Origin of the sequence: Mediannikoviicoccus vaginalis, assembly GCF_928097925.1 — a bacterium.
GTDB classification, from domain to species: domain Bacteria; phylum Bacillota; class Clostridia; order Tissierellales; family Peptoniphilaceae; genus Mediannikoviicoccus; species Mediannikoviicoccus vaginalis.
Genome location: NZ_CAKMRI010000001.1, coordinates 400,564 through 426,097, shown reverse-complemented (window position 1 = coordinate 426,097; position 25,534 = coordinate 400,564). Strand labels below are relative to the sequence as shown.

Genomic DNA, 25,534 nt, shown 5'->3' with positions numbered 1-25,534 from the left:
TATGTTAGAGAGTTTTTTTAATAAGTTTAAGAAAAAAGACAAAGAAGAACCTGGAATAAAAGAAAAAATTGAAGAGACTAAAGAATCGGTAGAAAAAGATTTAGAAGATATAAAAGAGGAGTCTAAAGATATTCAAGAAAATATTGACCATTTAAAGGATTCTATCGAAGAAAATCTTAACTCTACGGAAGAAAAAGAAGATATAGATAACGAAAGTAGAGTTAAGGATTTAAATTCTGCTGAAGAAAAAGAAGTAGAAGAAGTTGTTGAAACCGAAGAGGTTCAAGAAGTAAAAACTGAAGAAAAGAAAGGCTTCTTTAACAATCTTTTTAGTGGACTTCAAAAAACTAGAGACAATATTTCAAACAAAATCGACAGCGCATTAGCAAGATACCAAAAGGTTGATGAAGAGCTTTTTGAAGAGCTAGAAGAGATTTTAATATCTGCAGACATTGGCGTAGAGTCAACAATGAATATTATGGATGAGCTAGAAGATCAAGTTAAGCTTAAGAGGGTTAAAGATCCAAAAGAAGTAAAGAGTATGTTAATGAACATCATGATTGAAAAACTTGAAGAAGCAAATCTTGACAATAGTATGAATATTAAAGACACTCCACTAATAATGCTTGTTATAGGTGTAAATGGAGTTGGAAAGACAACTACCATAGGAAAGCTTGCTTCTAAATATAAAAATGAAGGTAAATCTGTAACACTTGTAGCTGCTGACACATTTAGAGCGGCGGCTATAGAACAGTTAAACGAATGGTCTAACAGAGCTGGTGTAGATATAATTTCTCACCAAGAAGGCGCTGACCCAGCATCGGTTGTGTTTGATGGAATAGCATCGGCAAAGTCGAAAAACACAGACATTTTAATTTGTGATACAGCAGGAAGACTTCACAATAAGAAGAATTTAATGAATGAATTAGAAAAAATTCATAGAATTGTTGATAGAGAGTATCCTGATGCAAGGAAAGAAGTTCTTCTTGTAGTAGACGGAACCACAGGACAAAATGCAATTTTACAGGTAAAACAATTTAAGGAGGTTGCAGATATAACAGGAGTTGTTATAACAAAGCTCGATGGAACTGCAAAGGGTGGAATGGTATTTCCAATAGAATCAGAATTTAACATTCCAATAAAGTATATTGGAGTGGGAGAACAGATAGATCAACTAATGGAATTTAATCCAAAAGATTTTATTTCTGCAATATTCAATTGATTACTTTATTGCAATGAAATATAACATTTGTTAAAATGAAATGGGGGATAAATATGTTGAATAAAAATAAATTTGAAAATGGTAGTGTAAAGATATCAAACGAGATTATAAATAAAATTGCAAGTACTTCTGCACTAGAAATTGACGGAGTGGCAGGACTTGCGGGAGGATTCGGAGAAAGAATCACAGATGGACTTAGAGGAGCTTCAAGGGCTGTTCAAGTGAATATTGGAAGAGATTTTGTGAATATTAATGTAAATGTAATTTTGAAAATGGGAGTTAGAATTCCTGAAGTTTCAAGAAATATTCAAGAAAAAATAAAAGAAAATGTAGAAAACTTTACAGGTTTGAATGTGTCACAAGTAAACACAAGTGTTGTTGGTATATATTAAGATTTTATCCCTCTTGTGATAAGAGGGATTTTTTTATGGAGGAATTTTGACTAGAAAAGAAGCTAGAGAATGGATTGTAAAATTTATTTTCCAAATCACTATAAACGAAACATTTGAAAAAGAAGAAGTCGAAAGTTTTATTAATCATTTTGAAATAGATGACAAGCATAGAGAGTTTATTGAAGGTTCAATTTTTTCAATTATAGATAATCTCGAAGAAATTGACGAAAAAATTATAGCTAATTTAATTGGCTGGGATTTCAATAGACTTTATTGCATCGACAAATCAATATTAAGAGTTGCCACAAATGAAATTCTTTTTGATGACAACGTGCCTGCTAGAGTTTCTATTAACGAAGCTGTTGAAATAGCAAAAAAATATTCATCAGAAGATTCGTACAGGTTTATAAACGGCGTATTAGGAAGTATCTCAAAAGGTGAGGACTGTGAATAGCAAAGCATTTAGTGTATCAGAAATAAGTAAATATATTTCAACTCTACTAAAAAGAGATCCCATGCTCATAAATGTATTTGTTGAAGGAGAGGTTTCAAACTTCAAAAAATCTTCAGGAAATATTTATTTTAGTTTAAAGGATGAAGATGCATCAATAAAATGTATCATTTTTAGAAACATGGAGATTTCTAAAACTTTACAGCTTTCTGACGGAGATAAGATTTCGCTAAGGGCAAGTGTAATAACATACGAAAAGGGTGGCTACTATCAACTTCTTGTAAAAGAGGTTATTAATACAGGCATTGGAGATATCTATAGGCAATACGAACTCTTAAAGGAAAAATTCAAAGAACTTGGATACTTTGATGAAAAACATAAACGTCCAATTCCAAAAATGCCCAACAATATTGGTGTAGTAACATCTCCTAATGGAGCTGCCATTAGAGATATTATTACCACAATTAAGAGAAGATTTCCCATAGCAAATATATATGTCTATCCAGCCATAGTACAGGGACAAAATGCACCACAGAGTTTAATAAATGGGATAGAGGTATTAAACTCACATGACTTTATAGATTTTATTGTGGTAGGTCGAGGTGGAGGATCTTTTGAAGATTTAAATTGCTTTAATGATGAAGAATTGCTTTTAAAGATATTTAACTCGAAAAAACCAATAATTTCTGCAGTTGGTCACGAAGTGGACAATATGTTATCTGACTTTGTCTCAGACCTTAGGGCGCCAACTCCAACGGCTGCAGCAGAACTATGTACACCAAATCTAATTGATTTAAAGGAAGACTTGAATAAAAAGATAGATTTGATTGAAAAAGCCTATTCAAATTACTTTTTCGAAGAGAGAAAAAAACTAGACTATTATCTGAACATCCTTAAAATTTATAACCCTCTAGATAAAATTTCAAAATTGAAAGAGGAAAATGATAAATTAAAAATAAGGATTGATAGACAAGCTAAGCTAAATATTTTAAGCAGAAGAGATGCCTTAGATAAACTTAATATATCTTTGGTAAAACATAATCCCATTGATAAGATTAAAATTTTAAAAGATGAAGTGGACAATATTAAAAAGATTATAAATATAAAAGCTTTTTCGAAATTGGATCAAGAAAGATTGAAGCTAAAAACACTAGAGTCTAGAATAGAATGTCATAATGATTCAAGAATAAAGAAGCTTGGATATATTAGAGCCACATCAGAAGGTGTATATATTAAGTCGGCGAAGGATTTAGAAATTGGGAAAATTTTAAAACTTCACTTTGAAGATGGAACAGCAACCGCAGAAATAAGGAGTGTTGATAATGGAAAATAGATTTTCAAACTATGAAGAAAGTTTAAAGAGACTTGAAGAAATATTGGAAAAGTTAGAAGATGACAATATTACTTTGGAAGAAAATGTAAAGCTTTATGAAGAGGCATTGGCGCTTCATAAAAATTTAATGGAAATACTTGATAGAGAAGAAGGGAAGATTAGGATGATGACAGAAGAAGGGGAATCTGATTTTGATCCTAATATATTAAATAGTGATGAATAATTTTATAAAAGAGTACGATTTAAGAAAAGATATTGTTAATAAGGGACTTGAAAAAGTTTTCACGGATAAAAATATCCTAGAGGACGGTTCCTTTTATGCGCTAATGAATAATGGAAAGAGATTTAGACCGATTTTATTTATAGAATTCTATAGTCTCTTCAAAGAAGTTGATGAAGCCTGTATGGACTTTGCTTATGCCATAGAATTAATTCACAACTATTCTCTTGTTCATGATGACCTTCCTTGTATGGACGATGATGACATGAGAAGGGGAAAGCCTACCGTACATAAGAAGTATGGGGAGGATATGGGGGTTCTAATTGGCGATGGTCTTCTTAATAAAAGCATGGAAAGAATTTTACTTGCCATTTCAAATTCGGATAATAAAGAACTATTTGTTGAAGCTTCAAATTATCTATATTCGCAGTCTGGATATGAAGGAATGATTTATGGTCAGGTGATAGATATTCAAAATAAGTTAGAAACCGAGTCTGATTTTTTTGATATGTATGATAAAAAGACTTGTGGATTAATAAAAGCGGCTTGCAAATGTGCTGCAATTACAGCAGGAGCAACTGAAGAGGAAGTTATATTATCAGAAAAATTTGGATATAACTTTGGCCTAGCTTTTCAACTTAGAGATGACATGCTTGATTATGAAGAGGATTTAGAGTCTCAAAAGCTTACCTTTGCAACTTTGATTAAGGACAAAGGAGAAATGATAAAGCTTATTGAGGACCATTCTAAGAATGCTATGAATTGTTTGAAATCTTTAAATAAAAACACTGAGTTTTTAGAAGATTTGACAAATAATTTTATTAATAGAGATATATAGGAGCTTTTAAAAGCTCTTATTATCATATATGAGTGACTTTAACTGAAATAATGAGATTACATAAGTTAAGAAACATATAATTAAGTAATAAGGAGTATTATATGAAAAAATATGCAAGACAGAGACTGATTCTAGATTTAGTTGACAAGTATGAAATAAGAACGCAGGAAGAATTATCGGAATTACTTGAACAAAATGAAGTTATTGCTACTCAAGCTACCATATCAAGGGATATAAAAGAGTTAAGGATTACAAAGGTTCAGACAAAAGATGGAGAATATCATTATTCAGTAATTGACACTGTACATGATTCATTAAATGAGAGGCTTAATAAAATTTTTAAATCCGCAGTACTTAGTATTGATCATAATGGCGAGATGGTTATTGTAAAAACTATTTCCCATACGGCGACTGTATCTGCAGTGCCCATTACAAATGCAAAGATAAAACATATTAGTGGGATTCTTTCAGGAAATGATATAATCTTTATAGCAGTTGACGATAAAAGAAAACTAGATGAAGTTGTTAATGAAATTAAAGCATTGATGAAATAAATTGGAGAGTCATGTTAGCAGAACTTTATATTCAAAATTTTGTTATAATTGAAAAATTGCAAGTAGAATTCGATCCATTTTTTAATGTTATTACTGGGGAGACTGGTGCAGGTAAGACCATATTAGTAAATGCATTAAAACTATTGATTGGTGATAGATTTCAAAAATCATATATTGGTCAGTATGGAAATACTTCCATTGTGGAAGGGAAGTTTTTAATATCTTCAGAAGAAAAGTTAAATCGATTCAAGGAAATGGGTTATGAATTAGAAGATGGCGTTTTAATTGTAACTAGAGAGTCTAAAAGTGAGGGGACAAGTAATAATAGAATTAACGGAAGAAATGTTACCCTTAGCTTTTTAAAAGAGATGATGCAAGATTTAATAGACATTCATAGCCAAAATGAAAACCAAACTCTTTTAAACAAATCAAACTATATAAGCATATTGGATGCTTTTAGTCCTAATGGAAATAAAAAGATATTAGAAGACTTAAATAAAAATTTAAAAGAATTACAAAGTTTAAGAAGTGAGTTATCTAGCCTTTCTTTGAGCTCTGAAGAAATAGATAGAGAAAAAGATATTTTAAGATTTCAAATTGAAGAGTTAGAGAGTATTGATTTAGAAAATTTTAATGAAGAAGAAATTGAAAACGAATTTAAAGTTCTTAGCAATGTTGACCGTATAAAAGTATCCATAGCTGAAATATCCGAAAGCTTAAAAGCGAACGACTTTGGAAAATTTGAAGTGTTAGGATCACTTTCTGAAATAGTAAATGAACTTTCAGAATTAAAAGAACTAGATTTGGAATTAAAGGAAGTTTTTGATAGAATAGAATCTTCCTACTATGAACTAGAAGATGTGTATAGAGATATAGAAAGTTATCAAGACCATCTTTACTACGATGAAGAGAGATTACAACTCTTAGATGATACAATTGCAAACATTACAAGTCTTAAGAGAAAGTATGGTTCTGATATTTCTGATTTAATAGATTTTAGAGAAAGTTCAAAAGAAAGACTTAATGCTTTAGAAAAAATAGAAGAAAATATTGAAAGACTTAATAAAGAAATTAATAAAAAGTACTTAGATTGCAAAAAACTATGTGATATTTTAACAGACATAAGAAAAAAAGTAAGCAAGAAACTTGAAAAAGATATTCTCGAAAATATTAAAGGGCTAAATATGCCAAATGCAAAATTTTCTATTGATTTTTATGAAGATGAAAAAATAACATCAACGGGAAATGATATTATAGAATTTAATATCTCTACTAATGTGGGTCAACCTCTAATGCCGTTAAACAAAGTGGCGTCTGGAGGAGAACTCTCCAGGATTATGTTGGCACTTAAAACTTCACTAGCATCTATAGACAATGTTGACACTTTAATATTTGATGAAGTAGATACGGGTATTAGTGGACGAACTGCAATTTTAGTAGGTGAAAAACTACAGAAGATTTCAAAGTCAAGACAGATTATAACAATATCTCACCTTGCGCAAATAGCTTCACTTGCTTCATCGCATAAATTAATAGAAAAAAGCGAACGTGACGTAGATACTATTTCAAACATTAGAACTATAGATGATAAAGAAAGAGTAATGGAAATATCAAGACTTATAGGTGGAATTAACATAACCGAGAACACAATTAATCAGGCAATTGATATGATTGAGCAGGGAAGGTTTCAATTTAACGAAGAGGAGAAATAAAATGAGTAAAGAACAGACAATAAAATCTGAAATGATATATGAGGGAAGAATTTTAAATTTAAGAGTTGATACCGTTGAACTCAAGAATAGAAAATACTCAAAAAGAGAAATTGTCGAACATGCAAATGCAGTTACTATAATCGCAATGAAAGATGACAAAATTGTATTTGTTCGTCAATATAGAAAGGCTGTAGACAAAGAGCTTTTAGAACTTCCTGCAGGGCTTATTGAGTCAAATGAACTTCCAAAAGAGGCAGCACAAAGGGAGTTACAAGAAGAGATAAAGTATGATGCAAAGAATTTTGAATATCTTTTTGATTCCTATTCATCTCCGGGATTTACAGATGAAAAAATGTCCTATTTTTTAGCTACAGATCTATTCTCAAGCCCTTTACAAGAGGATGAAGGAGAAGATTTAAATATTGAGGAATACACATTAGAAGGAGCTCTAAATATGATTGAAGAAGGAAAGATTGAAGACTCAAAGACTATTATAGGACTTTTATATCTGAAGGCTAGGAAAAGTTAAATGTTTAATACTCAAACTATATTAACATATGCTGTAATCTACTCAGCTCTTTTAATATCGCTAATACTACACGAAAATGCACATGGATTAGCTGCCCTATATATGGGAGATACAACGGCAAAGGACAGTGGAAGACTTTCGCTAAATCCTTTTAAACACCTATCGCTACTTGGAACATTATCACTATTTATTTTCCGTTTTGGATGGGCAAAGCCAGTGCCGATTAATCCATACAACTTTCGAAAGAGAAAACTAGGAGATTTTTTAGTTTCTATATCAGGAATATTGACTAACTTTTTGTTAGCATTTATATTTCTTATAATTTTTGACCTTGTAATACTAAAGGTAGATGCAAATCCGTACTTGGTTTTATTTGTTAAGTCAATGGTACAGTATAATGTACTACTAGGAGTGTTTAATTTAATACCATTACCTCCGCTGGATGGTTCAAAAATTGTAATGACCTTTTTACCGGAAAAGATGACTTATAAATTGTTGAGTATTGAAAGATATACAAACATGATACTAATTGCTCTTATTTTTACAGGTGCAATATCGAAAGTGGTACTTTCCATGTCTGATTTTGTCTTAAAACTCATGTATGGTTTATTGGGGTAGAATATGTATAAAATTGAAACTGATTATTTTCAAGGTCCATTTGACTTGTTATTAAGTTTAATAGAAAAGAACAAGATAGATATTTACACTGTAAGATTAAGTGACATAACAGAAGACTTTTTAAGGGAAGTTGAGGCTTTAAAGACAATAAATCCAGAAAATATTGCAGATTTTGTTTTTCTAGCAAGTACATTACTTGAGATAAAGTCAAAAAAACTTCTTCCAAAAAATGAATTTTTAGATGAAGAAGAGACAGTTACGGAAGAAATGATTTTAACAAGACTTAGAGAATATAAAAAAATTAAAGAACTTTCACAAGAATTACAAAAACATAAAGATAAGGCGGACAGTTCATATCCTAAGTTGCAGGAAGATTTGTCCGATTTTTTTGAAGACAAAAGAGAAAATAAAATAATTGGAGATGGCACAATACTTTACAATGAATTATGTAAAGTGCTAAACAGAATTGAAAAGAGGCAAAAAAACCTAGAAAAGTTTGATATATTGCAAAGAGAAGAATTTTCTGTCGATGAATACATGGATGTTATTAGAGACAATTTAAAACCGGGAAGAAAAAAGAATTTTTCAGATTTTTTCCATGATAATATGCATGTAAGTGAGATGATTACTCTATTTCTATCCATATTGGAACTATTAAAGATAAATGAAGTTAAACTTTATCAAAATGAAAACTTTGATGAAATATTCATAGAATTAAGGTGTGAAAATGAATTATAAATCTATAATTGAATCATTATTATATATATGGGGCGAACCCCTTTCATATAAAGAAATTGCAAAGATAATAGAAAAAACTCCGGGAGAGACTAAAAAAATACTAAATGAAATGATGTTTGACTGCGACTCTTCCGATAGAGGACTTGAGCTAAAACAATATGGAGATAATTTCCAATATGTTACAAAGGAAACCAATTTAGACTATGTAAAAAAGTTAGTTAATAAAAACGAAAACAAAAATATTACAAATTCATCCATGGAAGTCCTTTCAATTATAGCTTATAAACAACCAATTACAAGAATTGAAATCGAAGAGATTAGGGGAGTTAGATCACAAGGTCCAATTGACACATTACTTTCAAGAGACTTAATAATGGAAGTTGGTAGACTGGAACAAATTGGAAGACCAATACTTTATGGAACCACTGATGAATTTTTACGTGTGTTCGACCTAGCTAATTTAAAACAACTTCCACAAAAAAATGAAGTTGAACAGTTATTTTTAGAGGTGGATAAAGTTGAGGATCAATAAATATCTTGCTCATAGTGGAGTTTGCTCTAGAAGACAGGCGGATGAAATAATATCTCAGGGAAGGGTAAGTATAAATGAAAAAACGGTTAAAGAACTAGGAACCAAAGTTTTACCAGATGATGTTGTTAAGTTTGATGGAAATGTGGTAGCTCCCCTTGAGAAGTTTAAATATTTTCTTTTAAATAAACCTGTTGGCTATGTATCCACGGTAAAAGATCCATTTGCTGAAAAAACAGTTATAGATTTAATTGACTCTAATGAGAGGCTATATCCAGTTGGAAGACTTGATAAGGACAGTAGGGGAATAATTATTATTACAAATGATGGAGAATTGACTTATAAATTGACCCATCCAAAAAAAGATATATTTAAGACTTATGAAGTCATTTTAGATAAAAAGCCTAAAGAAGTAGATTTAGATAGATTAAAAAAAGGAATACCAATGGATGGATACTTAACTAAGAGGGCTAAAATAAAAAAGATTTCTAATTTAAAGTTTCAAATATCCATATCTGAAGGAAGAAATAGACAAGTTAGAAGAATGTTTGATTACATTGGATGTAAGGTTATTGACTTAAAGAGAATTTCCATAGGAAAAATAAGTGATAAAAATCTACCTGAAGGAGAATTTAGAAAACTTACAAAAGAAGAATTAGATTATTTAAGGAGTTTATAATGCTTATTGTTAAAGATTCAAATCCAAATGATTTATCGTACTTTAAAGAAAAATACAATATTGAGTTAAGTTCAAATTATGAAAAACCAGAAATTTTTTTCACATTATTTGAAGATGAAGAAATAGTTGGGTACTCTCAAATAGAAATAGATGGCAAAAAATGTTACTTAAAAGACTTTTTAGTTGTAGGGGATTTTGATTTTTTTGATAAAAATTTCTATCTTAAAGCAACAGCTTCAAAGGTTTATGACCTAGGGTTTGAATATCTTAACTACGAAAATAAAGATTTAAAAGACCTACTTCCACCATCACCTATCTACATTTTAGATTTTTTAAAGGGAAGTTGTTGTAATGATTAAAAATTGCAATGGACTACTGGATCTTTTTTTAGAAGATTATAAGGGGAAGAATTTGGTTGCGGTTGATATGACCCTTGGAAATGGAAATGATCTAAGAAAAATATTTTCTACTTTGGGAAATGATAGCATTTTTATGGATTTGATATCCAAGAGATTAGTATTAAAAATACAAAAGATAAATTTTCTTTAGACGAGTTGTCTAAAATCAACCTTATTTTAGATAGCCATGAGTACATAGGTAAATATGTAAAGGAAAATATAGATATTGCGGTCTATAACTTGGGGTACCTGCCAAAGGGCGATAAAAAAATTGTAACTAATTATAAAAAGGTAATTAAAAGTCTTGATGTATTACTAGAAAAATTAAATCTAAATGGTAGGGTATTTATTACATTCTATCCAGGACATCCATCTGGACTAGAAGAAGCTATACATATTGAAAAATATTTAAGAGAATTAAATCAAAAGGAGTTTGAAATTATTAAATTTGATTTTATAAATCAAAAAAATAATCCTCCTTTTCTAATTGTGTTGGAGAAAATAAAATGAAAGAAGTTATAGTTATTGGTGGTGGGCCTGCAGGAATGATGGCGGCCATTGCAGCGAAAAATGAAAATAATAATGTGACCATTATAGAAAAAAATGAAAAACTTGGTAAAAAATTATATATTACTGGCAAGGGTAGATGCAATATAACAAATTACAAGGATATATCTGAGTTCTTTCCTGAAATTAACAGAAATGAAAAATTTATGTATTCTGCACTTTACTCTTTTAGTAATATGGATATTTTAAATCTTTTAAGTGAATATGGTTTGGAATACAAAGTTGAAAGGGGAGATAGAGTTTTTCCTGTATCAGACAAATCATCGGATGTTATAAAGACATTTAAAAAAATTTTAAATGACAGAGGGATTAATCTGATTTTTGATGAAGATATAAGGTATATAGAAAAAGTAGATGATAAATTTAGGTTATATTCCAAGGAAAGTAGTTTTTCATGTGACTATCTTGTAATTGCCACTGGAGGAAACTCATATAAGAAAACTGGCTCAACAGGTGATGGCTATAAATTTGCAAAAAACTTTGGAATTGAAGTAACTGACATCTACCCAGGGCTTGTGGGACTTAATTTAAATAGCTCAATTCATAAAGAGCTTTCCGGAGTTAATTTGAAAAATGTAGAAGTTGCTTTAAATAAAAATGGAAAGCCATTTAAAAAAGAGTTTGGAGAGGCACTATTCACTCATTTTGGAATTTCAGGTCCAACAATATTAAGTCTATCATCACTAATCTATCCAAAGGAGAAATGCTCCTTATCAATAGATTTAAAGCCTGGTTTGAATTATAATCAGTTAGATGATAGAATAAATCGAGATTTCAACAAGTATATCAACAAGGACATTGAAAATGGTTTAAGGGATCTCTTAATTAAATCGTTAATCAAGCCTGTTTTGGAAATTTCTAATATTCCTAGAGATAAAAAGATAAATCAAATTACTAAAGAAGAAAGACACAGACTTACAAAGACTATAAAAGGTCTCGAATTTAATATAAATTGTTTAAGAGACTTCAATGAAGCCATAATAACTAGAGGTGGAGTAGATGTTAAGGAACTAGATTCATCAACAATGGAATCTAAAAAAGTAGAGAATCTGTACTTTGTAGGTGAAGTTATAGATGTAGACGCCTTTACAGGAGGATATAATTTACAAATAGCCTACTCTACAGGCTTTCTTGCAGGAAGCAGCATAAAGGATGATTGTAATGATAATTAATAATTTAAAACTAGAAGGCAAAAGTAGTGAAGATATTGCAAATCTTATTTATGAAGAATTAAAAAAAATCGATACTACTAAAAACAATGTGCTTATAACAATTCCTGAAAACTATAAAGAAGTTTCAAATCACTTAGACAAGTTTAATTTTGAAGGATTTGTAAAGACATCAATATTAGAAGATAAAGATGACAAGAATATTACTATAGACATATTGGGAAAAGAAAATTTTGTCATTGCAATTGATGGACCATCAGCTTCTGGGAAAAGTACTGTGGCAAAAGAAATTGCTAAGATACTTGATATAAGTTATTTAGACACAGGAGCCATGTATAGAGCATTTACCTATTATCTGTTAAAAGAAAATATAAGTTTAACTGAAGAAGAAATAAAAAAAGTTATTGGAAATATAAATATTGACATAGAAAAAGACAGTGTCATTTTAAACGGAGAAGATATTTCTAAAAAAATAAGAGGAGACGAAGTTACAAAAAATGTTTCTAAAGTTTCTGCTATATCTATTGTTAGAGAGGTTCTTGTTGATTCACAAAGAAATATTTCAAAAGGTAAATCTATTGTGCTAGATGGCAGAGATATTGGAACGGTGGTTTTTCCAAATGCAAAATATAAGTTTTTCATAACTGCTACCGCTGAGGAAAGAGCCATGAGGCGTTTTAAAGATGAAAAGTCTTCTTTAAACAAAAGCTATGAAGAGATTTTAGAGGATTTAAAGGCAAGGGATGTACTTGATTCAAATAGAGAAATCTCTCCTCTTAGACAAGCGGAAGATGCACATTTAATAGATAGCACGGAAATGACTTTAAGAGAGGTCGTAGAAAAGATTATAAATATTATAAGAGGTATTGATGTATAAATTTTTAAAAGTTTTTTGTGGAGGTATGCTTCAATTATTTTTTAAATTTGAAGTGTATGATAAAAATAAAATTCCAAAAGATGGTCCTTTAATAATTTGTGCCAATCACACCAGTGCATTAGACCCAGTTGTACTTGCACAGGTTTGTGATAGAAAAATTTTTTTCATGGCCAAAGAGGAGTTATTTAATAAACCGGTATTAGGTTATTTTGTAAAAAAGCTGGAAGCTTTTCCAGTAAATAGATCAAAGACAGACCTAAAGAGCGTTCGAACTGCCATGTCCATATTAAAAAGAGGAGATGTTCTTGGAATATTTCCAGAAGGTACTAGAGTAAAAACAGTTTCAGCAGATAATATAAAGGAAGGCGTAGGGATGATTTCAAATAGAACTGGAGCACCTATACTTCCTGTATATATAGACACTGAATATAAACTTTTTAGACCTATAAAAGTAAGCTTTAGAGATTTGGTTTACCCTGAAGACTTTAAAGAATTAGGAAGAGAAACTAACAAAGAGATAACAATGGAAGTTTATAAGAAAATATACGATATTGAGGAGTAACATGGAAATTATAATTGCGGATCACTCAGGATTTTGTTTTGGCGTAAAAAATGCCGTAGAAAAGACTGAAAAAACTTTAAAATCTAATATAAATACAATTGCAACTGGTGATTTGATTCACAATCCTCAGGAAGTAAATAGATTAAAATGTTTAGGATTTAAAATAGAAAATAATCCAACAAAAACATATGAAGAAGCAAATATAATTATTCGAAGTCATGGAGAAACTCGGGGAAATATAGAAAAGTATAAAAAATTAGGATACAATGTTATAGATTGTACATGCCCTGTGCTTTTATCTATTTATAAAAGGATTCAAAAGGCTGAGGAAGAAGGATATAAAATAGTTATTATAGGTAAGAGAGAACATCCTGAAATCATAGCTATGTCAGGGCATTTAAAGAAAGAACCTATCATAATTAATTCAGTAGATGAAGCAAAAAAAGTAGTTGGGCTAGACAAATTATATATAATTTCACAAACTACAAACATTTACGAGAAATTTTTTGAATTATCTGATATAATAAAGGATAGCAATACTAATGTAGTGATAAAAAATACAATATGCAATGCAACTAAGAATAGACAACAGGCGACTATTGAACTGTCAAAGACGGTTGATGCAATGGTCGTTATAGGAGGAAGAACGAGCTCAAATACTAACAAGCTCTTTGAATTGTCCAAAAAGCATTGTAAAAATACATTTATGATTGAAACCATAGATGATTTATCTTTACAAGAAGTATGTAAATATAATAGAATAGGAATTACGGCGGGTGCATCCACACCTGCTTGGATAATTGAGGAGGTTGTTCAAGTAATGGATAATTACAGCAAAGACGAATTTATGGAGCAAGTAGAGGGTAGTATAACAAAGATATACCCTAAAGACGTGGTTAAGGGTAGCGTTATTTACGTTACTGATTCTGAAGTTATGGTAAACATCGGTTACACTTCAGACGGGATAATTAAGCAAGATGAGCTTTCATCTGATCCTGATGCTAAACCTAGAGATCTTTTTAAAGAAGGTCAAGAAGTTGAAGTTTATGTTATCAAACTAGATGATGGTGAAGGTAATGTTGTTCTTTCAACTAGAAGAGTAGAAGGCTTAAAGAATTGGAGAAAGTTAGTAGAAATTTCAGAAAATGATGAAACAGTAGAAGCTAAGGTAACAAAGCTAGTTAAAGGCGGACTTTTAGCAACTGTATTCGACATTAATGCTTTTATTCCAGGATCACAAGTTGCAACTACTTTTGTCAAGGATTTATCTCCTTATGTTGGTGAAACTTTAGAATGTAAAATAATCAACTTAGATGAAAAGAAGAGAAGACTTGTTTTATCAAGCAGAGTTATTGAAGAAGCAAAACTTCAAAAGAAAATGGACGAGGCTTGGGAAAACATTGAAGTTGGTAAAGTAATAGAAGGAAGAGTTGAAAGATTAACTGATTTCGGAGCTTTTGTCGACATAGGAGGAGTAGATGGTTTAATTCACATCTCTGATATTTCTTGGAAGAGAATAAATCATCCATCAGATGTTTTAAAAGTAGGCGACGAAATTGAAGTAAAAATATTAAGAGCAAATAGAGAAAGAAATAGAATTTCTCTAGGATTAAAGCAATTAACAAAGAAACCTTTTGAAGAATTCATGGAAAACAACAAAGAGGGAGACATTGTTAAGGGAGAAGTTGTTAACCTTCTAGACTTTGGTGCTTTCGTAAGACTTCAAGAAGGTGTTGAAGGTTTAGTTCACGTTTCACAAATTTCATATGAACATGTTGAAAAGCCATCAGATGAGCTTAACATTGGAGATGAAATTGAAGCTAAGATATTAGAAATTAATCCTGAAAGCAAGAGAATTGCTTTAAGTATTAAAGAAACTAAGGAAAAACCTGAAGCAAAACCAAGACCACAACCAAAGAAGTCTCCAAAGCCTAAACAAGAAAAAGCTCCAGAATATGAAAATCAAGAATTAGAACATAATCTAGGAGATTTAATTGCGGCTAAGCTTGACGAAAACGAAGATAGCGAAGAATAATTAAAAAAAGGTAGAGTTAACTCTATCTTTTTTTATTCGTATTTTGTGGAAGTTTAATCTAATTGGGTATCTATTTTATTAGATAGATAATAAGGAGAGCTTTGATGAACACCAGGGTTAAACAGGAAGAATTTGAAACTAGATATCTGTCAAAATATGCTGCTAAGAGCAAATTTGCAGTAAGGGATATAGATGAAGAGGGAGATTTTTACAGGACTTCATTCCAAAGAGATAGGGACAGAATAATTCATTCAAAATCATTTAGAAGATTAAAACATAAAACACAGGTCTATATTTCTCCAGAAAAAGATCATTACAGAACTAGATTGACCCACACTCTTGAGGTGGCTCAAATTGCAAGAACAATTGCAAGGGCGTTAGAACTTAATGAAGACCTGACAGAGGCAATAGCCCTATCACATGATCTTGGTCATACCCCCTTCGGACACATGGGTGAAGATGCTCTTAATTCTTTAAACCCTAAAGGTTTTAAACATTATATGCAGTCAAGCAGAATTGTTAAATATTTAGAAATTAGAAAACAAAATCATGGATTAAATCTTACAAGAGAGGTTATAGATGGAATTGAAAACCACACGGGAAATAACAAGGCTTCTACACTAGAAGGACGAGTAATTAAATTTGCCGATAGAATAGCCTATATTAACCATGATATTGATGATTCCATAAGAGCAGGTATATTAACTGAAGAAGACCTACCAGAAAATATACGTGAAAAGCTAGGTAAATCTCCATCTGAAAGAATTAACAACATGGTAGTTAATGTGATAAATGAAAGCTATGGGAAAGATGATATTCTTATGGGTGATGAAGAATATAGGCTGATGATGCAGCTTCGAAAATTTATGTTTCAAGAAGTTTATTTTAATCCGATTGTTAAACAAGATGAAGAAAAAGCAAAGGCATTAATTGAAAGATTATATTTATATTTTTTAAAGAATTTTGAAAAATTACCAAATGAACATTTAGAAATTTATAAAAACAATGAAAATTTAAAATATTCTAGCAAGGAGGACATAGTTACGGACTATATTGCTGGAATGACTGATACTTTTGCCATACAGGAATATAAAAATATTTTTATTCCTAAACAATGGCATATTTAATGGAGGAAAAATGGCGTATATACCTGAAGAGAAAATTCAAGATATTAAAGATCAACTTGATATTGTAAATATTATTTCTGATTATATAGAATTAAAACCTTCAGGACAGAACTATATTGGACTTTGTCCTTTTCATAATGAAAAAACACCTTCCTTTACTGTTTCAAGAAGTAAGGGAATTTTCCATTGTTTTGGATGCGGTGTTGGCGGAGATGCTATCACTTTTATCATGAAAAAAGAGAATATGAACTATGTTGAAGCTATTCATTTTTTAGCTGACAAATTAGGGATTTTTCTCGATACAGGAAATGTTGATAAAGAACTTTATGAGCACAGAAAGACACTTCTTAGAATTAATGAAGAGGCCAAGTACTATTTTTTTCAACAATTACTAACATATCAACTTCCAAAAGAGTATTTATCAAATAGAGGACTAGACAAGTCAGTGGTAAATAAATTTATGTTGGGGTATGCTCCAGATGGTTTTGATAATTTACTTAATTATTTCAAAGGTAAGAATGTAAAAACAGAGGATTTATTAGAGCTTGGTCTAATTAAAAAGTCTGCAAATGGTCATTTATACGACGCATATCGAAACAGACTAATCTTTCCAATTACAAATAATAGAAAAGAAGTAATAGGATTTGGTGGCAGGACCTTAGTTGATGACAGGGCTAAGTATATAAACTCACCAGAATCAATAGTTTATCATAAATCTAAGAACTTATATGGAGTAACAAACTTTAACTCTATTTCTAAGAAAGACAAAGTTGTAATTGTAGAGGGTTATGTTGATGTAATCTCATTATATAACTATGGAATTGACTACTGTGTAGCTTCTTTAGGGACTGCACTTACAAAAGAACAGGCAAAATTAATTAGTCGATATACAAAAAATATTTACTTATGTTATGATGGAGATTCAGCAGGACAAAGTGCGACTCAAAGAGCAATTGAGATTTTTAAGGAAATTGACATACAGGCCAATGTTATAGAGCTACCAGAACAGCTTGATCCTGATGACTATATAAAAAAATACGGAAAAGAGTCTTTTGAAACATTAATAACAAATTCGTTAAATTCAATTTTATATAACTATACAAAGCTTTTAAAAAATTATGATTTAGATGATATTAATAGTAAGACTGAATTTTTAAATGAGCTTGTAAAGATGCTTAATGAAATTGATAATAAACTTATTCAAGATGAGTATTTAATAAGGTTTTCCAAAGACTTGGACATTAACATTGACAGTATTAAATCGGAGTTAAGTAAACAAAAAAGTTATTCAAAAACCCCTGTAAAAGATACTCCTAAGGTAAATAGGGTAAATAACAATAAGTTAATTTTCCTAGAAAGCATAAAGTATTATCTTTTTAATAATGATATTGAATTTAGAAGTAAAATACTAAACTCAGGAAATTTTCTAGAGGAAGAAACTGAGTATTTTACACCTACTATTATTTTTATAGAGGAAAATGGACTAACAATAGATACAACTTTAGATGATATAAAAGAGTTAGATGGGAATAGTAATATTAAAAAAATCATCGAAACTACTTTAAAAACTCAAAACAGAGATTATTACAATAATAAAGAAAATGCTATAAGATTTTTAAACTCCCTTAAAAGGCATGTTTTAATTATGGAAAGAGATAAACTTAAAGAACAATTAATTCTTCTTCAAGAAAATGAAGAATTATCTGAAAGTTTAAAAAAATCTTATACTGATTTAGCAAATGAAATATTTAAAATAAATTCGCTTTTGAAAAGTATTTAAAAGGGGAGGGTAACGTGAAGAGTAATAAACAAGAATATTCTGATGATTTAGAAGGTATAAAAAAAGATATTTTTGAAGAACTATTATCGATAGCATCAGATAATGATGGAATGATTGAGTATAGTAAATTCACAGGCATTGATGGATTTTCTGAATTAACAGAAGATGACATTGAAGAAATAAAAGAATATCTTGATAAAGAGAATATAGAGCTATTAAAAGAAGATGCCATCGAAAGAGAAGGTCATTCAACTGATAGTGACGATGAAGATCTTGACGATGATGAAGATGAAGACATAGAAGATATTGATGCCGATGAAGACTTTGATGAAGATCAAGATAGTTTAAGTAAAGTTAAGAACTTAGCAGTGGATATAAAGGGAATCAATGTAGATGACCCAGTTAAGATGTATTTGAAAGAAATTGGTAAAATTTCCTTACTTACAGCAGAAGAAGAAGTTGAGCTTGCTCAAAGGATGGAAAATGGAGATGTTTTTGCGAAGAGAAGACTTGCAGAGGCAAACCTTAGACTAGTTGTAAGTATAGCTAAAAGATATGTTGGTAGAGGAATGCAGTTTCTTGACTTGATTCAAGAAGGAAATTTAGGTCTTATGAAAGCTGTAGAAAAGTTTGACTACACCAGAGGATTTAAATTCTCAACCTATGCAACATGGTGGATAAGACAAGCTATAACAAGAGCTATTGCAGATCAAGCTAGGACAATAAGAATCCCAGTTCACATGGTTGAAACAATTAACAAACTAGTTAGAATTGAAAGACAATTGATTCAAGCTTTAGGAAGAGATCCTACAAATGAAGAGATTGCCAAAGAAATGGGAATAGATGTAGAAAAAGTTAGAGAAGTAAGAAAAATTGCACAGGAACCAGTATCATTGGAGACTCCAATAGGAGAAGAAGAAGATAGTCATCTTGGAGACTTTATCGAAGATGAAACTGCTGTAGCGCCAGATGAAGCTGCAAACTTTACTATGCTTAGGGAACAGCTAGATGAAATACTATCTACCTTAAATCATAGAGAAAGAAAAGTTCTTGAACTTAGATTTGGGCTAACCGATGGAACTCCAAGAACTCTGGAAGAAGTTGGTAAAGAATTTAATGTTACAAGAGAAAGAATTAGACAAATAGAAGCCAAGGCTTTAAGAAAGTTAAAACATCCTAGTAGAAGTCAAAAATTAAGAGACTTTTTGGAGTAGATATGTCAGATAGATTAGAAAAAATTATTGAATTTGTGGAAAAGAATTCTATAGTTGCAGATATTGGAACTGATCATGGATTGGTTCCAATATATTTATCTAAAAACAAAATAGCTAAGAGGATAATCGGGATTGATATTAGTGAGAAATCACTTTTAAAATTGAAATTAAAAATAGAAAATAATTTAAAGTATCAAAATATTTATCCAATAGTTTCCGATGGATTAAAAGCACTCAAACCATTTGAAGTGGATACAATAATTATATCGGGAATGGGAGGACTTTTAATTTCAAAAATTCTTGAAGAAAGTCCAGAAATTGCAAAATCTGCAAATACATTAGTACTTCAAGGAAATAATAATATAGAAGCATTAAGAAGATTTCTCCATGAAAATGGATATGCTATAGTAGATGAATTTGATGTGTTTGAAAACAGTAAATACTATCAGATATTAAAAGTACAGTCTGGATTAGAAGTTTACAAAAAAGATTATTACTATGAGTTTGGGAAAGTTTTGATTGAAAAAGGCTCCCTTAACTTAAAGGGATTTATAGAATTAGAAATAGAAAAAATTAACAATATAATTGAAGATATAGAGGTTTTGAGTAAAGAGGATATGACTGAAAAAATCAATAACTTCAATGAAAGAAAAGAATATTTAAAACAGGTGGTTGAAGAGATTGAAAGTAATCGATGTAATTAATAAATTTGAAGTGGACTGCCCATTAAATCTACAAGAAGATTGGGACAACAGTGGAGTTCAAATAGACTTTAGCAAAGAAGTGTTAAAGGGAATTGTAATAGGATTAGATCTTTCAAAAGAGTTAGTGGAATTTGCAATAGAAAAAAATTCAAACTTAATATTTCTTCATCATCCATTCTTTTTTGAAGATATAAAGTCTTTAGATTTTTATTCGACTAGAGGAAAAATTTTAGAGCTATTAGTTAAAAATAGAATTACAGTTTATTCTGCACACACAAATCTTGATAAAATTAGTTTTGGTGTTTCAAATATTCTTGCAGAAAAACTGGGATTAAAGAACAGTGAAGTTCTATTTGAAGAAGAAAATTCTGAAAATGGATTAGGGAAAAGTTCTAAAATAGAAAAAATTAGCTTATTTAATATGGCTGAACTAGTTAAAGACAGATTAAATTTAAGTAGCATAATTTCTTATGGAGATTTAAATAAAGAAATTGAAAAAGTTGCTGTAATGGGTGGTAGTGGTGCATTTGCAATAGATAAGTGCATTGATGAAAAAATAGATCTACTTATAACAGCAGATATAAAATACCACGACGGTCAGAAAGCTTCTGAAAATAATCTAGCTATTTTAGATATAGGACACTATAATTCTGAAATAGACTCTATAGATTTTTTATTTAAATATTTTGCTGAATTTGTGGAAGAAAAAATTCATAGTTTTAAATATGACATTTCAAAAAGAAAAATCATATAATATGTTATAATATACATGAGTAGAAGAGATAATCGCGTGAAATAACGAGGAAAGTCCGTGCACCGTAGAGCAGGATGCTGGATAACGTCCAGTGGGGGCGACCCTAAGGATAGTGCAACAGAGAGATACCGCCATTTATGGTAAGGGTGGAAAGGCGAGGTAAGAGCTCACCAGGACTTAGGCGACTAAGTTGCTATGTAAACCCCATTTGGTGCAAGATCAAAATGGAATAATGTAGTTGCTCGCTACACCATGGGTAGATCGCTTGACCTTATTGGTAACAATAAGGCTAGACAGATGATTATCTAATACAGAACACGGCTTATTTTCTAGTCAAAAAAACTACCTTTAACGGTAGTTTTTTTTGGAACAAAAGAAACTGTTGGGGGGTATGAATAAACATACCACCTCAACAGTTTTTTTAATAAAAAAATTGCACTTACTCTACAAATCACCTAAAATAAAGTCACCACAACTCAAAAGGAGGTAAAGTAAGTGCAAATAAATAATATCACAAAGCTTGTGGGAATAAAAGGTATAAAATTAGAAAAAGTAGAAGAAACAGAAGACAAGATAACAATAACAGGTAAATGCAAGAAAAGACCTAAAACATGTCCTTGTTGTGGATCAAAAAAGATAGAAATACATGACCATAGACATCAAAACATAAGAGATCTACCATATAGAGATAAACAAGTAATACTAAAAATAGACGTACGAAGATTTAAATGTAGACAGTGCAATAAAAGATTTACAGAATCTAAACCATTCGTATCAAAACATTGCCAAATAACAACAAGACTCAAAAGAAGAGTATTAGAAGAATTTAAAAATAAAATATCCATCAAAGATATAGCTAAAAAATTTTACATTTCACCCAAAACAGTCTCAAATATAATAGATACCATAGAAATAAAAAGATTAAAACTAGGAGAAGTACTAAATATAGACGAATTCAAAGGCGACTCCGGAAGAGAGAAATACCAGACAATAATAGCAGATAGTCAAAATAAAAAGATATTAGACGTACTACCAACAAGGAAATTTGATTACCTAGATAAATACTTCAGTCAAATACCAAAAGAAGAAAAAGATAAAGTAAAAATCTTCGTAAGCGATATGTATAGACCATACAGAGATATAAAGAAAAAACACTTTCCAAACGCAAAACATCTAATAGACAGATATCACTTCATAAGACAGGTAACATGGGGATTTGAAAACACAAGAATAGCAGAATCAAAAAAGATGAAAAAACAAGAAAGAACACACTTTATGAGAAGTAAATCCCTACTAACAAAACCAATGATAAAACTACACGAAGATGAAAAAATAAAAGTATCAATAATGTTAGAAAGAAACGAAGAAATAAGAAAAGCATACCTAACAAAAGAAACCTTCTACAACCTAGTAATGAAGAGCGAAAACAAAGAGAAAGCACAAAAAAACATACAAGGTTGGATAGAATACCTGTTAAAAGACGGATCCATTAAGTGGAGAGCCTGTTTAACAGCCTTTAAGAACTGGATAGACCCAATATCTAATAGCTTTGACTACGAATTCACCAATGGGTACGTAGAAGGAATGAACAACAAAATAAAAGTATTAAAGAGAATAACATTTGGAATGAAAAATTTCAAAAGATTTAGAAATAGGATATTAGCACTCGAATAATATACAAGAACTGAATAAAAGAATTAGCTTTTAGGAAAAATAAGCCTATAGGCTTATTAAGTGAACCTAAAAACAGTAAAAAAGTGACTATTTAGTTAGGTCTTTTAAAAGTAAGTGAATAATGATGTATAAATAAGAGGAGATGCCAACTTTATAGGTTAGCATCCCCCAATGGATTCTTTAGAGCCTTTTTTTATGTGGAGAATTATGATCTATTTAAAATTTTAAAATAAAAAAGGTAGTATACTCAAAATATACTACCTTGGAGGCGACACCCGGATTTGAACCGGGGGTAGAGGTGTTGCAGACCTTTGCCTTACCACTTGGCTATGTCGCCATATTGGAGCGGAAGACGGGACTCGAACCCGCGACCCTCGCCTTGGCAAGGCGATGCTCTACCACTGAGCCACTTCCGCAAATACTTCTTGGTGCCCAGAGCCGGAATCGAACCAGCGACACGAGGATTTTCAGTCCTCTGCTCTACCGACTGAGCTATCTGGGCGCACAATATAGATGTTTTTATTAAGATTTTTCATTGAAAGATTATTATATTATATACCATCCGCTCATTCTTATTTTGCTTCGCAAAGCTTAAGTTAATGTCGGATAATAAAATCATATTTCACTTTAAATATTTAACTAACTACAAGCTTTATGATACAATAATTTTGTAGAAAAGTCAAATTAAATTATATAAGAGTAAAATCTGATGTATGTTAATAGTTACATTTCAGATGTTACAGTAAAATTATACCAGATTTTAGATTTAATTTCCAATTTCTAAAATTTTTATTTAATTATTGAAAAATCGGGTGAAAAGAATAAATCCATTTGTATTTAATAAAAGAGTTAAAGCTGTGATTGTAAGTTATAAAATAAGCGAAGACTTTGAACGGTTACTTAGTGATTTAAAAATCGATATAATAAAAACATTACCCATAGAAGAAATTGATGAACCAGTTAAGGATCATCCCGATATGGCAGTTCATCCTATAGATTATAATAAATTTGTGGTTTATAATAAGCATAGAAACTACTATGGACGAAAATTAAAAGAATATGGAGTTACTATTATTCCATCTTCAAATGAATTAAATAAATTTTATCCAAATGATATAGCGCTTAATGTTTCCAGGACAAATGATTATTATTTCTATAAGGAAAACTCTATTGACTTGAGTATAGAAAATTATTTAAAGAAAATCTCAAAAAGTGTATTAGTTAAACAAGGTTACAGTAAGTGCTCATCTTTAATAATTGACAAAGACACGGTTATAACTTCTGATAAAGGGCTTTATAAAGCTTATTTAAATAATGGAATAAAATGTTATTTAATACCATTTGGAGATATTCTCCTACCAGGATATGACACAGGTTTTATTGGTGGATGTGGAGGAATGATTTCAGATGATGAAATTTTATTTTATGGAAATTTGGAAAGATATAAATATAGCAAACAGTTAGTTGAAATACTTAAAAGTGAAAATATAAAATATTACTATCCTAGGGACTGCGAATTCGTTGACCTAGGTTCTATTATAGGTATTAGAGGAGGAATAGATGATTAAACCAAGTATTTTATCGGGGATGATGGAATTATTACCACAAGACCAGATACTATTTAATGAAATTAAAGATACAATTGAAGAAACATTTAAAAAGTATGGTTTTTTACCACTGGATACTCCAGTTATGGAAAAGCAAGAAATACTTTTTGCCAAAGGTGGAGGAGAGACTTCTAAACAAGTATATGCATTTGAAAAGGGTTCTTCAAAAATTGGTCTTAGATTTGACCTAACTGTTCCACTTGCAAGATATGTCTCTCAATATTTTAGTGATTTAAATTTTCCATTTAGAAGATATCATATTGCAAAGGTGTATAGGGGAGAGAGAAACCAAAGAGGAAGATATAGAGAGTTTTACCAATGCGATATTGATGTGGTAGGTCATGAAAAACTTTCTCTATACAATGATGCAGAAATACCTGCAGTAATGAATGAAGTATTTATTAAGCTTGGATTTAGTAATTTTAAATTTCTTTTCAATAATAGAAAACTTCTTAATGGATTCTTTGAGTCCATAGGTCTTGATGACTTTATTTTTACACTAAGAACAATTGATAAAATAGATAAAATTGGTAAAGACAATGTAAGAAAAGAGTTTTTAGAATATGGTTTAGAATCTGATGTTATTGATAGCTTATTGGAGTTTATTGCTACGAAAGGAAGTAATGATGAAATTATAGAATATTTAGAAAGCCTAAATATTTCCAATGAGTTATTCAATGAAGGTCTTGATGAATTAAAATTTGTATATGAAAATATGAAAGCTCTTGGAGTTAAGGAAGAGAATATTCAAATTCAATTAAGTATTACTAGAGGGCTTGATTATTATACGGGATCTGTATATGAAACTATATTAACTGGCTATGAGTCTATTGGATCGGTATGTTCTGGTGGAAGATACGAAAACTTAGCTGAGAACTATACAAAACAAAAACTTCCAGGAGTTGGAATGAGTATTGGATTAACAAGGCTTTTCTATCAACTGAAAGAATCAAATCTATTAAAAGAATCAAATGCTCATATTACAGAATGTTTAATAATACCTATGAAAGGGTATGAAAGTAAAGGTATAGAGTTATTGACATCCCTTAGAAAAGATGATAAAATGGTACAAATCTATTTGGAAGGTGGAAAGCTTAAAAAGCAATTTGGATATGCTGATAAGCTAAATGTTCCATATACGATTATTATTGGAGAAGAGGAAGTTAAAACAAAAACTTACTCTTTAAGAAATATGGTTACAGGAGAGCAAATCTCTTGTTCATATGACGATTTAATTAAATATTTATAAAT

The 25,534-nt window shown here is 30.4% G+C and carries 28 protein-coding genes, 3 tRNA genes and 1 other RNA gene; 29 read left to right on the top strand and 3 right to left on the bottom strand.

Annotation, left to right across the window (positions count from 1 at the left end; translation table 11 throughout):
- Position 1: 1 nt before the first annotated feature.
- The 27 genes from ftsY (at position 2) to L6651_RS02010 (ending at position 22,676) form a co-directional block, all read left to right on the top strand.
- Complete coding sequence (gene ftsY, locus L6651_RS02140; RefSeq protein WP_237036412.1) at positions 2–1,222, top strand: signal recognition particle-docking protein FtsY; 1,221 nt, start codon at positions 2–4, stop codon at positions 1,220–1,222.
- 53 nt (positions 1,223–1,275) lie between these two features.
- Positions 1,276–1,614 carry an Asp23/Gls24 family envelope stress response protein gene (locus L6651_RS02135; protein WP_237036411.1) on the top strand — a complete coding sequence of 113 codons (339 nt, stop codon included), beginning with the start codon at positions 1,276–1,278 and terminating at the stop codon, positions 1,612–1,614.
- 46 nt (positions 1,615–1,660) lie between these two features.
- Entirely contained in the window at positions 1,661–2,068 is a 408-nt protein-coding gene (gene nusB, locus L6651_RS02130; protein ID WP_237036410.1) for a transcription antitermination factor NusB, read from the top strand.
- Entirely contained in the window at positions 2,061–3,398 is a 1,338-nt protein-coding gene (gene xseA / locus L6651_RS02125; RefSeq protein ID WP_237036409.1) for an exodeoxyribonuclease VII large subunit, read from the top strand. Before nusB ends, xseA begins: the two co-directional genes overlap by 8 nt.
- Entirely contained in the window at positions 3,388–3,621 is a 234-nt protein-coding gene (gene xseB, locus L6651_RS02120; RefSeq protein WP_237036408.1) for an exodeoxyribonuclease VII small subunit, read from the top strand. The genes xseA and xseB overlap by 11 nt, the downstream gene beginning before the upstream one ends.
- Entirely contained in the window at positions 3,614–4,456 is an 843-nt protein-coding gene (locus L6651_RS02115) for a polyprenyl synthetase family protein (protein ID WP_237036407.1), read from the top strand. The genes xseB and L6651_RS02115 overlap by 8 nt, the downstream gene beginning before the upstream one ends.
- Before the next feature lie 101 nt (positions 4,457–4,557).
- The gene (locus L6651_RS02110; protein ID WP_237036406.1) at positions 4,558–5,010 is read left to right on the top strand and encodes an arginine repressor; all 453 of its coding nucleotides are present in this window, start codon (positions 4,558–4,560) and stop codon (positions 5,008–5,010) included.
- Between the two features lie 11 nt (positions 5,011–5,021).
- A complete protein-coding gene (gene recN / locus L6651_RS02105) occupies positions 5,022–6,722 on the top strand; it encodes a DNA repair protein RecN (RefSeq protein WP_237036405.1) in 1,701 nt (566 codons plus the stop codon).
- Between the two features lies 1 nt (position 6,723).
- A complete protein-coding gene (locus L6651_RS02100; protein WP_237036404.1) occupies positions 6,724–7,251 on the top strand; it encodes an NUDIX hydrolase in 528 nt (175 codons plus the stop codon).
- On the top strand, positions 7,252–7,869 hold the full coding sequence (locus tag L6651_RS02095; RefSeq protein ID WP_237036403.1) for a site-2 protease family protein: 618 nt from the start codon (positions 7,252–7,254) through the stop codon (positions 7,867–7,869).
- 3 nt (positions 7,870–7,872) lie between these two features.
- Positions 7,873–8,607: a segregation and condensation protein A gene (locus L6651_RS02090; protein ID WP_237036402.1), complete on the top strand. Its 735-nt coding sequence runs from the start codon at positions 7,873–7,875 to the stop codon at positions 8,605–8,607.
- Positions 8,597–9,139 (top strand): SMC-Scp complex subunit ScpB, encoded by a 543-nt coding sequence (gene scpB / locus L6651_RS02085; RefSeq protein WP_237036401.1) that lies wholly within the window; start codon positions 8,597–8,599, stop codon positions 9,137–9,139. Before L6651_RS02090 ends, scpB begins: the two co-directional genes overlap by 11 nt.
- Positions 9,126–9,815 (top strand): pseudouridine synthase, encoded by a 690-nt coding sequence (locus L6651_RS02080; protein WP_237036400.1) that lies wholly within the window; start codon positions 9,126–9,128, stop codon positions 9,813–9,815. Before scpB ends, L6651_RS02080 begins: the two co-directional genes overlap by 14 nt.
- The gene (locus tag L6651_RS02075; RefSeq protein ID WP_237036399.1) at positions 9,815–10,174 is read left to right on the top strand and encodes a hypothetical protein; all 360 of its coding nucleotides are present in this window, start codon (positions 9,815–9,817) and stop codon (positions 10,172–10,174) included. Before L6651_RS02080 ends, L6651_RS02075 begins: the two co-directional genes overlap by 1 nt.
- On the top strand, positions 10,167–10,364 hold the full coding sequence (locus tag L6651_RS02070) for a hypothetical protein (protein WP_237036398.1): 198 nt from the start codon (positions 10,167–10,169) through the stop codon (positions 10,362–10,364). The genes L6651_RS02075 and L6651_RS02070 overlap by 8 nt, the downstream gene beginning before the upstream one ends.
- On the top strand, positions 10,319–10,723 hold the full coding sequence (mnmM, locus tag L6651_RS02065; protein ID WP_331473714.1) for a tRNA 5-(aminomethyl)-2-thiouridylate-methyltransferase MnmM: 405 nt from the start codon (positions 10,319–10,321) through the stop codon (positions 10,721–10,723). Before L6651_RS02070 ends, mnmM begins: the two co-directional genes overlap by 46 nt.
- A complete protein-coding gene (locus L6651_RS02060; protein ID WP_237036397.1) occupies positions 10,720–11,952 on the top strand; it encodes a BaiN/RdsA family NAD(P)/FAD-dependent oxidoreductase in 1,233 nt (410 codons plus the stop codon). The genes mnmM and L6651_RS02060 overlap by 4 nt, the downstream gene beginning before the upstream one ends.
- Positions 11,942–12,826, top strand: coding sequence for a (d)CMP kinase (gene cmk / locus L6651_RS02055; protein ID WP_255784606.1), 885 nt, complete (start codon positions 11,942–11,944; stop codon positions 12,824–12,826). The genes L6651_RS02060 and cmk overlap by 11 nt, the downstream gene beginning before the upstream one ends.
- Positions 12,819–13,388, top strand: a complete 570-nt coding sequence (locus L6651_RS02050; protein ID WP_237036396.1) for a lysophospholipid acyltransferase family protein — start codon at positions 12,819–12,821, stop codon at positions 13,386–13,388. Before cmk ends, L6651_RS02050 begins: the two co-directional genes overlap by 8 nt.
- Before the next feature lies 1 nt (position 13,389).
- On the top strand, positions 13,390–15,423 hold the full coding sequence (locus tag L6651_RS02045) for a bifunctional 4-hydroxy-3-methylbut-2-enyl diphosphate reductase/30S ribosomal protein S1 (RefSeq protein WP_237036395.1): 2,034 nt from the start codon (positions 13,390–13,392) through the stop codon (positions 15,421–15,423).
- Positions 15,424–15,527: 104 nt separating this feature from the next.
- Positions 15,528–16,550: a deoxyguanosinetriphosphate triphosphohydrolase gene (locus L6651_RS02040; RefSeq protein ID WP_237036394.1), complete on the top strand. Its 1,023-nt coding sequence runs from the start codon at positions 15,528–15,530 to the stop codon at positions 16,548–16,550.
- A 10-nt stretch (positions 16,551–16,560) separates the two neighbouring features.
- Positions 16,561–18,330 carry a DNA primase gene (gene dnaG / locus L6651_RS02035; RefSeq protein ID WP_237036393.1) on the top strand — a complete coding sequence of 590 codons (1,770 nt, stop codon included), beginning with the start codon at positions 16,561–16,563 and terminating at the stop codon, positions 18,328–18,330.
- 110 nt (positions 18,331–18,440) lie between these two features.
- Positions 18,441–19,544 (top strand): RNA polymerase sigma factor RpoD, encoded by a 1,104-nt coding sequence (gene rpoD, locus L6651_RS02030; RefSeq protein ID WP_237037615.1) that lies wholly within the window; start codon positions 18,441–18,443, stop codon positions 19,542–19,544.
- Positions 19,545–19,546: 2 nt separating this feature from the next.
- Positions 19,547–20,248, top strand: a complete 702-nt coding sequence (locus tag L6651_RS02025; protein ID WP_237036392.1) for a tRNA (adenine(22)-N(1))-methyltransferase — start codon at positions 19,547–19,549, stop codon at positions 20,246–20,248.
- Entirely contained in the window at positions 20,226–21,002 is a 777-nt protein-coding gene (locus L6651_RS02020; RefSeq protein ID WP_237036391.1) for a Nif3-like dinuclear metal center hexameric protein, read from the top strand. The genes L6651_RS02025 and L6651_RS02020 overlap by 23 nt, the downstream gene beginning before the upstream one ends.
- 16 nt (positions 21,003–21,018) lie before the next feature.
- Positions 21,019–21,342, top strand: an RNA gene (rnpB, locus tag L6651_RS02015) — RNase P RNA component class A.
- 155 nt (positions 21,343–21,497) lie between these two features.
- The gene (locus tag L6651_RS02010; RefSeq protein ID WP_237036390.1) at positions 21,498–22,676 is read left to right on the top strand and encodes an ISL3 family transposase; all 1,179 of its coding nucleotides are present in this window, start codon (positions 21,498–21,500) and stop codon (positions 22,674–22,676) included.
- 263 nt (positions 22,677–22,939) lie between these two features.
- Here the strand turns inward: L6651_RS02010 and L6651_RS02005 are convergent.
- The 3 genes from L6651_RS02005 to L6651_RS01995 all read right to left on the bottom strand — a co-directional run bounded on the left by L6651_RS02005 (position 22,940) and on the right by L6651_RS01995 (position 23,178).
- A tRNA-Cys gene (locus L6651_RS02005) sits at positions 22,940–23,013 on the bottom strand.
- A 4-nt stretch (positions 23,014–23,017) separates the two neighbouring features.
- Positions 23,018–23,092 (bottom strand) — tRNA-Gly (locus L6651_RS02000).
- A 10-nt stretch (positions 23,093–23,102) separates the two neighbouring features.
- A tRNA-Phe gene (locus L6651_RS01995) sits at positions 23,103–23,178 on the bottom strand.
- 310 nt (positions 23,179–23,488) lie between these two features.
- Between L6651_RS01995 and L6651_RS01990 the strand changes: the two genes are divergently transcribed.
- Both L6651_RS01990 and hisS read left to right on the top strand, forming a co-directional pair.
- Complete coding sequence (locus tag L6651_RS01990) at positions 23,489–24,244, top strand: DUF6873 family GME fold protein (RefSeq protein ID WP_237036389.1); 756 nt, start codon at positions 23,489–23,491, stop codon at positions 24,242–24,244.
- Entirely contained in the window at positions 24,237–25,532 is a 1,296-nt protein-coding gene (gene hisS / locus L6651_RS01985) for a histidine--tRNA ligase (RefSeq protein WP_237036388.1), read from the top strand. The genes L6651_RS01990 and hisS overlap by 8 nt, the downstream gene beginning before the upstream one ends.
- The last annotated feature ends 2 nt before the right edge of the window (positions 25,533–25,534 follow it).

What these genes read in the sequence shown, in the direction of transcription:
- dnaG (WP_237036393.1), top strand. Translation starts at nt 16,561, where the DNA reads ATGGCGTATATACCTGAAGAGAAAATTCAAGATATTAAAGATCAACTT.
- L6651_RS02070 (WP_237036398.1), top strand. Translation starts at nt 10,167, where the DNA reads ATGATTAAAAATTGCAATGGACTACTGGATCTTTTTTTAGAAGATTAT.
- recN (WP_237036405.1), top strand. Translation starts at nt 5,022, where the DNA reads ATGTTAGCAGAACTTTATATTCAAAATTTTGTTATAATTGAAAAATTG.
- L6651_RS02100 (WP_237036404.1), top strand. Translation starts at nt 6,724, where the DNA reads ATGAGTAAAGAACAGACAATAAAATCTGAAATGATATATGAGGGAAGA.
- L6651_RS02090 (WP_237036402.1), top strand. Translation starts at nt 7,873, where the DNA reads ATGTATAAAATTGAAACTGATTATTTTCAAGGTCCATTTGACTTGTTA.
- L6651_RS02050 (WP_237036396.1), top strand. Translation starts at nt 12,819, where the DNA reads ATGTATAAATTTTTAAAAGTTTTTTGTGGAGGTATGCTTCAATTATTT.
- L6651_RS02040 (WP_237036394.1), top strand. Translation starts at nt 15,528, where the DNA reads ATGAACACCAGGGTTAAACAGGAAGAATTTGAAACTAGATATCTGTCA.
- L6651_RS02025 (WP_237036392.1), top strand. Translation starts at nt 19,547, where the DNA reads ATGTCAGATAGATTAGAAAAAATTATTGAATTTGTGGAAAAGAATTCT.
- L6651_RS02060 (WP_237036397.1), top strand. Translation starts at nt 10,720, where the DNA reads ATGAAAGAAGTTATAGTTATTGGTGGTGGGCCTGCAGGAATGATGGCG.
- L6651_RS02110 (WP_237036406.1), top strand. Translation starts at nt 4,558, where the DNA reads ATGAAAAAATATGCAAGACAGAGACTGATTCTAGATTTAGTTGACAAG.
- scpB (WP_237036401.1), top strand. Translation starts at nt 8,597, where the DNA reads ATGAATTATAAATCTATAATTGAATCATTATTATATATATGGGGCGAA.
- rpoD (WP_237037615.1), top strand. Translation starts at nt 18,441, where the DNA reads ATGATTGAGTATAGTAAATTCACAGGCATTGATGGATTTTCTGAATTA.
- L6651_RS02115 (WP_237036407.1), top strand. Translation starts at nt 3,614, where the DNA reads ATGAATAATTTTATAAAAGAGTACGATTTAAGAAAAGATATTGTTAAT.
- ftsY (WP_237036412.1), top strand. Translation starts at nt 2, where the DNA reads ATGTTAGAGAGTTTTTTTAATAAGTTTAAGAAAAAAGACAAAGAAGAA.
- L6651_RS02045 (WP_237036395.1), top strand. Translation starts at nt 13,390, where the DNA reads ATGGAAATTATAATTGCGGATCACTCAGGATTTTGTTTTGGCGTAAAA.
- xseB (WP_237036408.1), top strand. Translation starts at nt 3,388, where the DNA reads ATGGAAAATAGATTTTCAAACTATGAAGAAAGTTTAAAGAGACTTGAA.
- hisS (WP_237036388.1), top strand. Translation starts at nt 24,237, where the DNA reads ATGATTAAACCAAGTATTTTATCGGGGATGATGGAATTATTACCACAA.
- L6651_RS02135 (WP_237036411.1), top strand. Translation starts at nt 1,276, where the DNA reads ATGTTGAATAAAAATAAATTTGAAAATGGTAGTGTAAAGATATCAAAC.
- L6651_RS02075 (WP_237036399.1), top strand. Translation starts at nt 9,815, where the DNA reads ATGCTTATTGTTAAAGATTCAAATCCAAATGATTTATCGTACTTTAAA.
- L6651_RS02095 (WP_237036403.1), top strand. Translation starts at nt 7,252, where the DNA reads ATGTTTAATACTCAAACTATATTAACATATGCTGTAATCTACTCAGCT.
- cmk (WP_255784606.1), top strand. Translation starts at nt 11,942, where the DNA reads ATGATAATTAATAATTTAAAACTAGAAGGCAAAAGTAGTGAAGATATT.